Source organism: Candidatus Zixiibacteriota bacterium, assembly GCA_035380245.1.
In the GTDB taxonomy this organism is placed as follows: domain Bacteria; phylum Zixibacteria; class MSB-5A5; order GN15; family FEB-12; genus DAOSXA01.
In genome coordinates this window covers 460,746-473,262 of the sequence record DAOSXA010000003.1, presented here as the reverse complement: position 1 = coordinate 473,262, position 12,517 = coordinate 460,746, and the positions used below count along the sequence as shown (strand labels likewise).

The 12,517-nt window shown below is 54.0% G+C and carries 11 protein-coding genes; 9 read left to right on the top strand and 2 right to left on the bottom strand.

Annotation, left to right across the window (positions count from 1 at the left end; translation table 11 throughout):
* Positions 1 to 229: 229 nt before the first annotated feature.
* On the bottom strand, positions 230 to 1,900 hold the full coding sequence (locus PLF13_12300; protein ID HOP08061.1) for a restriction endonuclease: 1,671 nt from the start codon (positions 1,898 to 1,900) through the stop codon (positions 230 to 232).
* Positions 1,901 to 2,681: 781 nt separating this feature from the next.
* Between PLF13_12300 and PLF13_12295 the strand changes: the two genes are divergently transcribed.
* Together PLF13_12295 and PLF13_12290 are read left to right on the top strand one after the other, a co-directional pair.
* Entirely contained in the window at positions 2,682 to 3,941 is a 1,260-nt protein-coding gene (locus PLF13_12295; protein HOP08060.1) for an NAD(P)/FAD-dependent oxidoreductase, read from the top strand.
* 162 nt (positions 3,942 to 4,103) lie between these two features.
* The gene (locus PLF13_12290) at positions 4,104 to 5,396 is read left to right on the top strand and encodes a hypothetical protein (protein ID HOP08059.1); all 1,293 of its coding nucleotides are present in this window, start codon (positions 4,104 to 4,106) and stop codon (positions 5,394 to 5,396) included.
* Positions 5,397 to 5,595: 199 nt separating this feature from the next.
* On the opposite strand, the gene PLF13_12285 is transcribed toward PLF13_12290, so the two are convergent.
* Positions 5,596 to 6,072 carry a manganese efflux pump MntP family protein gene (locus tag PLF13_12285; GenBank protein ID HOP08058.1) on the bottom strand — a complete coding sequence of 159 codons (477 nt, stop codon included), beginning with the start codon at positions 6,070 to 6,072 and terminating at the stop codon, positions 5,596 to 5,598.
* Between the two features lie 275 nt (positions 6,073 to 6,347).
* Here PLF13_12285 and PLF13_12280 point away from each other — a divergent pair, with 275 nt between their 5' ends.
* Genes PLF13_12280 through PLF13_12250 form a run of 7 tightly spaced genes read left to right on the top strand, consistent with a single transcriptional unit; the run spans position 6,348 to position 12,512 of the window.
* Positions 6,348 to 6,860, top strand: coding sequence for an Rrf2 family transcriptional regulator (locus tag PLF13_12280; protein ID HOP08057.1), 513 nt, complete (start codon positions 6,348 to 6,350; stop codon positions 6,858 to 6,860).
* A gap of 30 nt (positions 6,861 to 6,890) precedes the next feature.
* The gene (gene sufC / locus PLF13_12275; protein ID HOP08056.1) at positions 6,891 to 7,658 is read left to right on the top strand and encodes a Fe-S cluster assembly ATPase SufC; all 768 of its coding nucleotides are present in this window, start codon (positions 6,891 to 6,893) and stop codon (positions 7,656 to 7,658) included.
* A 3-nt stretch (positions 7,659 to 7,661) separates the two neighbouring features.
* A complete protein-coding gene (gene sufB, locus PLF13_12270) occupies positions 7,662 to 9,095 on the top strand; it encodes a Fe-S cluster assembly protein SufB (GenBank protein HOP08055.1) in 1,434 nt (477 codons plus the stop codon).
* On the top strand, positions 9,092 to 10,420 hold the full coding sequence (sufD, locus tag PLF13_12265; protein HOP08054.1) for a Fe-S cluster assembly protein SufD: 1,329 nt from the start codon (positions 9,092 to 9,094) through the stop codon (positions 10,418 to 10,420). Before sufB ends, sufD begins: the two co-directional genes overlap by 4 nt.
* Positions 10,420 to 10,731 carry a Rieske 2Fe-2S domain-containing protein gene (locus tag PLF13_12260; protein HOP08053.1) on the top strand — a complete coding sequence of 104 codons (312 nt, stop codon included), beginning with the start codon at positions 10,420 to 10,422 and terminating at the stop codon, positions 10,729 to 10,731. The genes sufD and PLF13_12260 overlap by 1 nt, the downstream gene beginning before the upstream one ends.
* 33 nt (positions 10,732 to 10,764) lie before the next feature.
* A complete protein-coding gene (locus PLF13_12255; protein ID HOP08052.1) occupies positions 10,765 to 12,045 on the top strand; it encodes a cysteine desulfurase in 1,281 nt (426 codons plus the stop codon).
* On the top strand, positions 12,042 to 12,512 hold the full coding sequence (locus PLF13_12250) for an SUF system NifU family Fe-S cluster assembly protein (protein HOP08051.1): 471 nt from the start codon (positions 12,042 to 12,044) through the stop codon (positions 12,510 to 12,512). The genes PLF13_12255 and PLF13_12250 overlap by 4 nt, the downstream gene beginning before the upstream one ends.
* Positions 12,513 to 12,517: the final 5 nt, after the last annotated feature.

The window sequence follows — 12,517 nt, the reverse complement described above, 5'->3', positions numbered from 1 at the left end:
CCGACAGCCGCTTCATGGAGGACATTATACTGTACTAGGCCAGCAAGATCAACAGCGGCGGGGCGGAATTTTGGAGGAGGGGGGGGAAGCACCGCCTGCAGCCACGCGGCAGAGCATGTGAGGACTATGTTGAATCGTCCTGGGCCAAAGGCTCCGCTTCCCGGCAGGGATAGCAGGAAAGATTACGATGCCTCAAACTGGAGACTACATAAATCAGGTAGTTGTACGGCTATTCGTTCTCTTCGGCCAGAATTCTCTTGGCTTCTCTCAAATCGATTCTTGCGTGATGGCCGTGTTTCTCCAACAAATGTAACAGGTTCGACCCACTCAACAAGGTTAGTGGTTTGCCCTTGGCAAACTCATACGCGTCCGGGCCATAATCGGCTGTAGAAACCAGAATACCCTTGGTAGCTCCTTCATTCATTACAGTGCCGTATAGATCACGAACTGCAGAGACTCCAACGGTATTAGTATATCTTTTCGCTTGAATGACGATTTTTCCCCCACGAATTGGATCGGGATCAAATGCGATTGCATCAACACCACCATCCCTGCTTGCTTGAGTTACCTTGACTTCACCGCCCGCAGTTTGAAACTCCTTCTCGAACAACTCTCTAATCAGATGCTCAAAATCCTCCCAATCCATTGCTGCCAAATTGGTTGAGGCATCGATCTTGTCAGCAACAGCATATGCCTCGACAAATCGCTTATCAGTTCTGCTGATTTGTAAAATGGGCTGCACGGGAGTCAGACTGCTCAGTTTGCTGCTTGCAACACCTTTCAGGTTCTTGAAGCACGCTTTGGAGTCGACATTTGACAGGTCAATCTCCGTAAACTCCCCCTTCTTCACTTGTATGCTGAGAATACAGTTGGTTTCTTCTTTGCCTGTTGCCCTGTTGACGGCCTTCACCCACCCGTTGAACGAAATGGCGTCGACTGCATCAGCAACATCTGCTTCGAACAATTCGTGAATGGTCCTAAGAGTGACCTTGTACATGGCATCGTCAAACATCCTGTTCATTTGAGACTCGGAGATATAGGACTCCTTGAGCTCCTTCCTGGATGCTATGTACTTCACTTCCTTGACTCTCGGAAGGCATTCTATTCCAGGAAATTCATACTCCAGAATCAGTATCTTGCTTTCTGGGGAGTACTCCAATTCGAAGTTCTTCGGAAACGAATCAGGATATTCTGAGTTGTTCAAAACCATTTCGCAATACTCAGTGATCGAATCGGCATTGCGCTCCAGATACTTCTCCTTCATTTGATCGACTTCCGCGTTGAAATCCGCTTGCTCTTGCAAGAATGCACTCTTTCTCTTTTCCCACTCCGCAACATCTTCCTCCCAGTGTTTCAGCTCATCTTCGAAATCCCTATCCAGTTGATTGTTGTACTCCTCAACAGCAGAGCTTTGTGTTTCCCACTCCGAGACAGCCGCCGCGAACTTGTTCTCAAACTCTTGAATCCTCATTTGCTTCTTCCGCTTGAGCAGTTTCTCAAGAAAGGTAAAGACAGGGGTATACTCGGCCGATTCTCTGTTCGGTCTGGGCGGGGATTCCTTCTCGCTCTTCTTGGTCGGTTTGGCCGGTGGTTGCTCAGGATACTGATCGCGTATCTTCAGGCTTTCCCAATCGACTCTGTCGTCGACAGACAAAGTGTGAATGAGAAGGTTGTCAATCTGCCTCAGGGATTCAGCCGCGTCTACTGTTCTTGAGTTTGCTTCTTCAAGGCTCGCTTCCCTTGCTGCAGCGGCTTGCCGCTTTGAGTCGACAACCTTCCATTTGTCGGCCCATTTCTGCGCCTGCAGATTAACCTTGTTATTGAGCATGGCACGATTCGGTGCAGACACAAGTTTGTGCTCATTTAGTCCCTTGTGGTACATCTCAATCGTGTATTTCAAGAGGCGCGTCCTAGAGACACTCCAGTGCTCTTGCGCCCGCCCAATGTTGATCAAATCATTACTCATTGCTCATCACCTCTCATTGCTCCGGCACTATGACCATGACTAAGGGTATCCTCACAAGGTGCGTAGTCATTTCAGTTCACCGCTACGAGACTCGTTTGGATATCCTCCGGATTATGAGCCAAACCGTATATTCGATTGGTTCGTAGTCCACCGATAGGTGCTTCCCCATCGGAGACCTCTCCCCCGATGTTCTCACCTATTAGATGCAATTTACAGAATATGGATCGCGGAGTCAATCAGAATACCCGGAAGTTGTGGCCCACCTTTCAGGTGGGCTCCCGTCTCCAGATAATCGCATGCCTGTCCATCCTACAACGCCCCTCACGAAACGTCATGCCGGCGAAGGCCGGTATCCAGAGATGAAGTCGAAACCGCCCAGGTTTCGACATTCACAAATTCCGTGGGGGGCAGACGTCTCGTATGCCCCTGCAGCAGCCACACCGGGCCGAAGGCTCGTAGGTGTGTTGTCAAAACTTCGCTTCGCGAATCCCACCCGAGGGGTGGGGCACCGAAGCCCGGTTGTACGCAAGTCCCTCCCGAGGGAAGCGTTGAAAAAATCATTTCGTGGGCGGCAAACATCCTCGTCTTCTCCTTGTCCCTGCGAACGGGTGTCCACATCGCTGGTGGCCCACCCGTCCACGGGTGGGGTATCCCTCCCCCCATTCCCCTTGACAGGGGCGGAGCGCGGACACTTCATTGGGCCATGAACAACCCTATGCCCTCAGCTAAGCCGCCCGTCATCGTTATCGGCGGCGGAGCCGCCGGTCTCATGGCCGCGGCCGAGGCCGCCCGTTGCGGCGCGCCGGTTGTCATCCTCGAAAAGATGACACGTCCTGGACGCAAGCTGCGCATCACCGGCAAAGGCCGCTGCAACCTGACCAATATCGCCGAGAAGCGAGAATTCATAAGTCACTTCGGACCGCAGGGGAAATTCCTCCACCAGGCCTTCGCCCGCTTCTTCTCCGACGACCTCGTGAAGTTAATGAAGTCGTTCGGCGTGACGGTCAAGACCGAGGAGAACGGGAAAGTCTTCCCCGAAGGCGACAGCGCCACGGCGGTGGTCGACGCCCTCGTCGACCAGGCCGCACGCCTCGGCGTCGTCACGCGAACCAACTGCGCAGTCGAGTCAATCCTGAGCGAGGGGGAGTCGATCTCAGTGCAGGTCGCAGACGGCGAAATCCTCCCCGCCTCGGCGGTCATCCTCGCCACCGGCGGGGCCTCCTACCCTGCCACCGGGTCAACCGGCGACGGCTACCGTCTGGCCGCCAGTCTGGGTCACACCATCGTGCCCACCCGACCGGCCCTCGTACCGCTGGAGACTTCAGGACCGGAAGCAGCCGAACTCCAGGGATTGTCCCTGCAGGACGTTCGAGCCACCATCCTCGTTGACGATAAACGCGTAGCCCACCGCGTCGGCGACATGTTGTTCACTCACTTTGGCGTGTCGGGACCGATCATTCTGTCGCTCAGTTTGTCGGCGGTCGACGCCCTCGCGGCGGGACAACAGGTCAAGGTGGTGATAGATTTGCAGCCCACTCTCGATGAAGCCAGTTTGGATGCATGCCTTCTGCGAGACATTCAGGAACACGGTCAACGACAGCTCCAAACCCTTTTGAAGAATCTGTTGCCTAATCGCATGATCCCGCTTTGCTGCCGTCACACAGGAGTCTCGGGAGAAAAGCCCGCCAACCAGATTACCGGCGAGGAACGCAAGCGTCTGCGACGCTGGTTGAAAGGATTCATGCTCGAAATCCGCGGCCATCGCGGTTACAACGAAGCGACCGTCACCGCGGGCGGCGTCAGCCTGAAAGAGGTTAATCCCAAAACGATGGCCTCCAAACGCGTACCGGGCTTGTTCTTTGCCGGCGAGGTGCTGGACATCAACGGCGACACCGGCGGCTACAATCTTCAGGCGGCCTTTTCGACGGGCTGGGTTGCCGGCCATGCCGCCGCCGGAGCGCAAACCGTTCCGTGAACGGCAGATGTCGGTGGCTCACCCGTCCACGGGTTGGGTGTGCGACAGCGCCGCGACGACAACCTGAGGGGTTTGTTCCCCCCAATCCCCTTGACAGAATCGGCGCGGGACAGCTTATTGGCTACATATAGAAAGAAGTCCATATCCAGGAGGTTGCTATCCATGAATTACTCGTCAGTGCAATTATACAAAATCATTCAAACGGCTCTTATCGCTCTGCTTCTCGCCATGTTAACGATAACCGGAGCGCTGTTTCTTTCCTGCTCCGATAAAGGCACTGATGATGTTGATGAACCTGTTGACAATATCCCACCCGGAACAGTGACGGACCTGACTATCACTAGTTTCACCACGACTTCCGTCAGTTTCTCGTGGACCGCTCCGGGTGACGATGGTGACAGCGACATGGTGAGCGGTTATGACTTCCGCGGCGCGCTGGACAGCATCACACCGGAGAATTTCAGTCAGGCCCAGCCGATCGACAGTCTGGTTCTTCCGGTACCGGCCGGCCTGACCCAGTCCGGGACTCTGGTCGACCTGGATCCCGGAACGACTTACTACTTCGCCCTGAAAGCCTACGACGACCAGAATAACTGGTCGGATCTGTCAAACTGCGTACGGGCTGACTTGCCTGAAAACGCCGCGGTGACATTCACCGACGACGCTCTTGATTCGATCATTCGAGAGCACATCGGCATCCCGACGTCACCTTTGTATGCCAGCGATCTGGACACGATAACCGAGTTATGGTGCGAAGAGGCCGGCATTACCGATCTGAGCGGCCTGGAGTACGTGACATCCCTGGGCGTGATTCTTCTGCGCGGCAACGAAATATCTGATGTCACTCCCCTCGGCGGACTGATCCACCTCTGGGGACTGGGGCTTCCCGACAACGAGATCACCAGCATTTTGCCCCTCACCGGTCTGACCAATCTGCTACAGTTGGACGTAAACACTTGTCCTATCTCCGACATTTCACCCATCGCCTATTTGACCGGCTTGACAACGGTCCGGCTGCATTACACCCAGGTGACCGACTTCTCTCCTCTGCAGAGTCTTACGGATCTTGAATATCTTAATATCTCCGCGACACCGGGTCACTCGATCGCATTCATGTCCGGCATGATCTCTAAATTGAAAATTGCCGAAATGACAAACATGAGCCTTACCGACATCAGCAGCCTGTCGTCGCAAACCGATCTGGAAGAAGTGTATCTCAGCTATAACAGTATATCAGATCTCAATTCACTAACCGGATTAACTAGTCTTACGATTACTGACCTGCGCTGGAACAACATTGAGGATATCTTGCCGTTGGTCAACAACACCGGTCTCGGAGAAGGGGATGTGGTCAAACTCGAAAGCAACCCGCTTTCAGCCGAGTCGATCAACACCTACATTCCAGCACTCCAGGCACGCGGTGTGACGGTGACATACGTCGATACGAGCAAGTAAGTAAAGCATACATGTTGCGAGTGTTGTGAGCAGCCGGGATCTCAACGAGCGTTGAAAAACATTTTCTGCGACGGAGACAAGCCCCGCCGCTACGCATTAATGAATCCTAAACTCGCATAGCGGGCGGCCTTGCGTCGCCGTATTACAGTCGTTTCTTACTGAATATAAGAGCGTACGCCCCCGCATGGATGAATAAACCTTAAAGAACCGTTTTGACGGCCAGGCCGATCAGAATCAATCCGCCAAAAATCGCCGCTGAACGAGAGAAACGTAATCCTAAAGCACGGCCGAAAACCAGACCGACAATCGTCATCGCCGCCGCCACTACGCCGATCAACAGCGCCGGACTCAGAATCTCCGTCCCGATCAGGGCCAGCGACAAACCGGCCGCCAGAGCATCGATTGAGGTAGCAAACATCAGCACGATCAGGCTCACGCCGCGGGTCGGATCACCGTGCCATTGCTCCTCTTCCGGTTTGAACTGCTCCCAGATGGCCCGAACGCCGATGACGAACAGAATCGCCGCTGCCATCCAATTGCCCAGAGAACCTACGTATTTGACAATGAACTCACCGGCCAGATAACCGACCACCGGCATCCCGAATTGCATGAAACCGAAATGCCAACTCAGACGAAAGACCGTCCAGCGGTCGATCTTTCCCGCTTTGATCCCCACCGCTACAGCTACGGCAAAGGCATCAAAAGCCAGCGCAAAGGCCAGCCCAATGGCGTTAACCCAGTCTATGATGTTTCTCCGCTCGGTCGGCCAAATCCTTGCGGTTCGGCCGGTTCAACCTCAATCACAACACCTGCCAATATAATCCCGGAAAACATGAAATCAACCGGAACCTTTTTTTAAGCATACGGTTAAAGAAAATACTTTACATATTTGTAAAGTATTATATATTGCTCGACCAATTTGGTAGTATTTGAACTGATTTGGAAAACGAGATGAGAGTATCAGCAACAGAAGAATACGGACTTCGCTGTCTCCTTACCCTGGCCCGCGCCGGCAAGGGGAAACAGATGTCCATTTCCGACATTGCCGAAGCGGAGGGAATTTCCGTTCCGTATGCCTCCAAGCTGTTGTCAATGTTGCGTAAAACCGAGCTGGTCGCGGCTGAACGAGGTCGCAACGGCGGATTTTGGATTACACGAAAACCGTCCGAGATCAACCTCCATGAGGTCATCATCGGTCTGGGCGGGCCCCTGATCGATCCCGACCATTGTAGCAAAATGACCGGGAATCAGGAAAAATGCGTGCATGGCAGCAAGTGCTCGGTGCACGATGTATTAGGCGGTTTGGCAGGTTATGTAGCAACTTTCCTGATGGAAACCACGTTGCAGGATCTGATCGACGGCATCATACCGAAAGCCTGCCCCCCGCCGCTGAAGATAATCAAGCTGGACACACCAAAGAGCAAAAAGCTTCCACGGAGAACCGGCAAACAGACACGAGTTTGATGTAACGTTCATAATAAGGACTGATTTGAAATGGCCGATAAACCTTTGTTCGAGTTTAGAGATATACACGTCGAAGTCGAAGGCAAAGAAGTGGTCCGTGGCGTGTCTCTGAGCATCATGCCGGGAGAAATTCATGCCATCATGGGCAAGAACGGTTCCGGCAAATCCTCCCTTTCCAACGCCCTGATGGGTCATCCGTCCTATCGCATCACCCAGGGTGAAGCGCGTCTGGACGGAGAGAATATTCTCGAGATGGAATCGGATGAACGCTCGCGGGCCGGGATGTTCCTGGCCTTCCAGTACCCGCTGGCCGTACCGGGCGTGACGGTGGCTAATTTCATGCGGGCAGCGCTACAGTCGCACCGGGGCAAAGACGCTGACATGAGTGACTTCCGCAAGCTGTTCAAGTCAGAAATGAAGGCGCTCTCGATTGACGAGTCATTCGCCACCCGTTATCTCAACGACGGTTTCTCCGGCGGTGAGAAAAAACGGATCGAGATTCTTCAGATGTCGATGCTCAATCCCAAGATCGCCCTGCTCGATGAAACCGACTCGGGACTCGATATCGATGCCCTAAAGACGGTTTCCGAGGGGATCAATCGTTTTCACAACGACCGGAACGGCATCCTGCTGGTAACCCACTATCAACGTCTGCTCAATTACGTCAAACCGGATCAGGTCCATGTCATGATGGACGGCAAGCTGGTTATGACGGGCGGTCCTGAGTTGGCTCTCAAACTCGAGGACGAGGGCTACGAATGGGTGGAACAGGAGACGGCCGCTAAGTCTGGAGCGTAACCGATGTCCGATAAAATAAATCAACAGAACCAGGACCTGCAACGGCTCGGCGAGGATTTCGCGACCAAGTATGGCTTCCACGATCCGGTGGACTATTTCCACAAGGGAGCCCGGGGCATCAATCACGAAGTGGTCGAGATGATCTCGCGAATGAAAAACGAACCGCGCTGGATGGCCGACATTCGCCACGAAGCGCTGGACATTTTTCTATCGAAGCCGATGCCGGACTGGGGCAGCACCGAGATACTGAAAGAGATCGACTTCGACAACATCTACTACTTCATGAAGCCGATTGACTCGCAGAAAACCTCCTGGGATGATGTCCCGGAGTATATCAAGAACACTTTCGATAAGCTCGGCATTCCTGAAGCAGAGAAAACCTTCCTGGGCGGTGTCTCGGCTCAATACGAGTCCGAAGTGGTCTACCACTCGATGAAGGAAGAGCTCAAAAAACAGGGGATCATTTTTCTCGATATGGACAGCGGACTTCGTGAACAACCGGAGATCATGAAGAAGTATTTCGGATCGGTGATCCCGGCTCTGGACAACAAGTTCGCGGCTCTTAACACCGCCGTCTGGTCGGGCGGATCGTTCATCTACGTACCACCGGGAATCGACGTCAAAATCCCGCTACAGGCTTATTTCCGCATCAACGCCGAAAACATGGGCCAGTTCGAGCGAACCCTGATTATCGCCGACAAGGGTGCCCGGGTTCATTACATCGAGGGTTGCACCGCACCGGTTTATTCAACCGATTCACTGCACGCGGCGGTGGTTGAAGTGATTGCCCTCGAAGATGCTTCCATTCGCTATACGACAATTCAAAACTGGTCCCGGAACATCTTCAACCTGGTGACCAAGCGAGCCTCGGCCTACAAGAACGCGACGGTCGAATGGGTTGACGGCAATCTTGGCTCGCGCCTTACGATGAAATATCCCTGTATCCAGCTTCTGGGCGAAGGAGCCCGAGGTGAAATTCTTTCGGTGGCTTTCGCCGGTACGAAACAGCATCAGGACGCCGGAGCCAAAGTGATCCATGCAGCCCCTAACACCTCATCGCGCATCACCTCCAAGTCGATCTCCAAGGACGACGGCCGCGCCTCTTACCGGGGTTTGGTGAAAGTGTACAAAAACGCCGTGAACACCAAAACCTCCGTGGAATGCGACGCTCTGTTGATCGGTGAGGACGCTCGTAGCGACACCTACCCGACCATGGAAATCGACAACGACGAGGTCAAGATCGAGCACGAAGCGCGTGTTTCCAAAGTTGCGGAAGAACAGCTCTTCTACCTGACCAGCCGGGGCTTGTCCGAGGACGATGCCCGCCTGCTGATCGTAAACGGCTTCATGGAGCCGTTCACCAAGGAGTTGCCGCTGGAATACGCGGTCGAGTTGAATCGCCTGATCGAGTTGGAAATGGAGGGATCGATAGGATGACAACCGTGCAAAAAGAAAACGACGCGATCCACACCATTCCGGACATCGCTCCCGAGTTGGAACGAGGACCGAAATGGCTCAGGAATCGCCGCTATCAGTCCCGCGATGATTTCAATGCCATGCCTCTCCCCCGTCGAGGACTGCATTTCTGGCGCTACACCGATCCGAGCAAATACCTGATAGATCGGAATGCCATAACCGATACAGCCTTCGATAAAAACCGCGATCAAATCCATGCCGACCTGCACCGACAACTCGCCGATGGTCATTTATCCGGTCTGGTGCTGGACCTGGGGGGGCGTGAGATTATAATCGAAACTTCCGAGTCACTCGACAAAGCAGGCGTGGTGATCTGCCGTCTTTCGGAAGCGGTGGAAACTCACAGCGAACTGGTCGAAAAATACCTGTACAAATTAGTCAATTCAGCCACCGGCAAATTCGAGGCCATGAACGGTGCCCTCTGGAACGACGGTATATTCATCTATGTCCCGAACGGCAAGACGATCGAACAGCCGATTCATCTCATGCGCGAATCCGGTCTGGCTAATTCGGTACAATTCCCGCGCCTGCTTACCGTGATTGGAGAAAATGCCGAGGTCACCCTCGTGGATGAATACAGCGGCGGCGCACCGGATATTGACAATGGCGTATCCTACGGCAACGGCGCCGTAGAAATCTTTGGTTTGGCCAACAGCCGTACACGCTACGTAACAGTCCAACGCCACGAAAACGGCATGCTGTGCTACCTGACCCACCGGGCACAAATCGAAGCAGGTGCAACCATGCTGACCATTCCTCTGGCTTTCGGCTCTTCTCTCTCCAAAGCCAGTTACGGCGTGACTCTCAACGGGAAAAATTCCGAAAGCAACATGTACGGCCTGTTGTTCGGCAAAGAACACCAGCACTTCGACAACCACACCCTGCATCACCATGCCGTCGGAGAAACGACATCGAATATCGACTTCAAGGTAGTGGTGCGCGACAAGGCCAACTCGGCCTACACCGGTCTCATCAGAATCGACCACAGCGCCAAGACCTGTGAAGCGTATCAGGAGAATCGTAATCTTCTCTTAAATCGTGGAGCCAAGGCGGAGACAATTCCCGAGCTGGAAATTCTGAACGAGGATGTTCGTTGCAGTCACGGCGCTACGGTGGGCCAAATCGATCCGGAAGCGATTTTCTATCTCAAAGCTCGCGGTATCGACCAGTCGACAGCGGTTCGGATCATCGTTGCCGGTTTTGTCGCTTCGACTCTGGATCGCCTGCCCGGAGATCTGAAGGATCGAATCACTGATTATGTCATGCAACGCCTGGAGGATATATAATGTCGAAATTCGTCAAAGTCGCTAAGATCGGCGACATTCCCGAAGGCTCCATGAAGGGATTTGAGGTTGGCTATGACCGTATTCTGGTCTGCCATACCGCCAAGGGCTGGTTTGCCCTGACGGATGAATGTTCGCACGATTCAGCCCCGATCTCGGGTGGAGAATTGCGCGGCCAGGAAGTGGTCTGCCCGCGCCATGGCGCCCGGTTCAACATCGAAACCGGCGAGGTTGCCGCTCCCCCGGCTGTTGTGGGAATCGACCCTATGGAAATCAAGATCGAGAACGATGAAGTTTTCGTAAAGGTCGAGTAGACCCGAGGTAACACGCCAAGAGGTTTGAATTTGATGCAAACGAACTCGAGAAACAACGTCGTAATCGGCACGGACAACTCGCCCTGCCGTCTGGATCATGATCGCATCCGCGAGGATTTCCCAATCCTGAAGGAAACGGTCAACGGCCATGATCTGGTATACCTCGACAGCGCCGCCACCTCACAAAAGCCTCGGGTGGTGATAGACGCAATATCGGAATACTACCGCAAGCAGAACGCGAATATCCATCGCGGCCTGCATTTCCTGGCCGAGAAAGCGACTGCCGCTTACGAGCACACCCGGCGACACACGGCCGAGTTCATCGGTGGAGTAGATCCGGATGAAGTGATCTTCACCGCCGGCACCACCGAAGGGATAAATCTACTGGCTTATACCTGGGGTGAGACCAACATCAGGGAAGGCGACGAAATCGTCATCTCCGAAATGGAGCATCATGCCAATCTCGTCCCCTGGGTAATGCTGGCGAAGCGTAAAAACGCGGTACTGAAACGAATTCCGATCACTTTCTGCGGCCATCTGGACCTGAGTCATATCGATGATATCATCACTGAGAAAACCAGGCTGGTGGCAGTGACACACATGTCCAATGTTCTCGGCACGATCAACCCGATCGCTATCCTGGCTCAGAAAGCTCACGCGGTCGGAGCGGTGATGCTCGGCGACGGGGCTCAAGCAGCGCCGCACCTGCCGATCAACATCAAGGAACTGGGTGTCGATTTCTACGCGTTTTCATCGCATAAAATGCTCGGACCGACCGGTGTGGGAGTCTTGTACGGTCGTCGCGAGTTGCTTGAAGCAATGCCGCCGTTCAACATGGGCGGTGAGATGATCGACCAGGTGTATTTCGATAAAATCACCTGGGCCGAACTGCCGCACAAGTTCGAGGCCGGCACACCCAACATTGCGGACGTGGTGGCGTTTGACGCCGCCCTTTCCTATCTAGAAAGCCTCGGGATGGAACGCATCCGCGAACATGAAGAATATCTGACTGACTATGCTCTCAAGCGTCTGGCTGAAATTCCGGGGCTTGAGATTCAGGGACCGCAGGAAGCCAGGGGACGCGGAGGAGCGATTTCGTTCACCGATCCCGACCTGCACCCGCACGATATCAGCACCTTCCTCGACTCCAAGGGAATAGCGATTCGCGCCGGGCATCATTGCGCCCAGCCGCTGTTGCGGATACTCGGCAAGGTTGCCACGGCGCGCGCTTCGTTGTACATTTACAATACGGAGTCGGATATCGACCGACTGGTCGAAGCATTGATTGAGATGAGGAGATATTTTGGGGTATGAGTGAACAACTTGACGACATGTACCGGGAGATCATCCTGGATCACTACCGCGCTCCTCGCGGCAAAGACCCGCTGCAGAAGGTAGACATTGCCTCCGACGGACACAATCCCTCCTGCGGCGACGAACTGGAAATGCAGGTCGAGGTCGAAGGAGACATCCTGAAGAACATCCATGTCGGCTGCAAGGGCTGTGCTATTTCGGTCGCCTCCGGCTCCATGCTGGCAGAGATAGTTAAGGGAAAGACGATTGAAGAGGCCAAGCGCATCGCCGAACTGGTCAAGAAACTGCTTAAGGGTGAAGAAGTCGAAATCCCCGATGATCTAGGTGATATCGACGCCCTCAAGGGAGTACGTCAGTTCCCGGTCCGTATTAAATGCGCCCTGCTGGCCTGGGTTACCTTGATCCAGGGGCTGGACAACTGGGAATCGGGACACAACCAACACGGCGATAAAACCACCACTGAATAAGCAAT

Excerpts from the sequence above, each read along its gene's own strand:
- PLF13_12255 (HOP08052.1), top strand. The coding sequence starts at position 10,765 with ATGCAAACGAACTCGAGAAACAACGTCGTAATCGGCACGGACAACTCG.
- sufB (HOP08055.1), top strand. The coding sequence starts at position 7,662 with ATGTCCGATAAAATAAATCAACAGAACCAGGACCTGCAACGGCTCGGC.
- PLF13_12250 (HOP08051.1), top strand. The coding sequence starts at position 12,042 with ATGAGTGAACAACTTGACGACATGTACCGGGAGATCATCCTGGATCAC.
- sufC (HOP08056.1), top strand. The coding sequence starts at position 6,891 with ATGGCCGATAAACCTTTGTTCGAGTTTAGAGATATACACGTCGAAGTC.
- PLF13_12290 (HOP08059.1), top strand. The coding sequence starts at position 4,104 with ATGAATTACTCGTCAGTGCAATTATACAAAATCATTCAAACGGCTCTT.
- PLF13_12295 (HOP08060.1), top strand. The coding sequence starts at position 2,682 with ATGCCCTCAGCTAAGCCGCCCGTCATCGTTATCGGCGGCGGAGCCGCC.
- PLF13_12280 (HOP08057.1), top strand. The coding sequence starts at position 6,348 with ATGAGAGTATCAGCAACAGAAGAATACGGACTTCGCTGTCTCCTTACC.
- PLF13_12260 (HOP08053.1), top strand. The coding sequence starts at position 10,420 with ATGTCGAAATTCGTCAAAGTCGCTAAGATCGGCGACATTCCCGAAGGC.
- sufD (HOP08054.1), top strand. The coding sequence starts at position 9,092 with ATGACAACCGTGCAAAAAGAAAACGACGCGATCCACACCATTCCGGAC.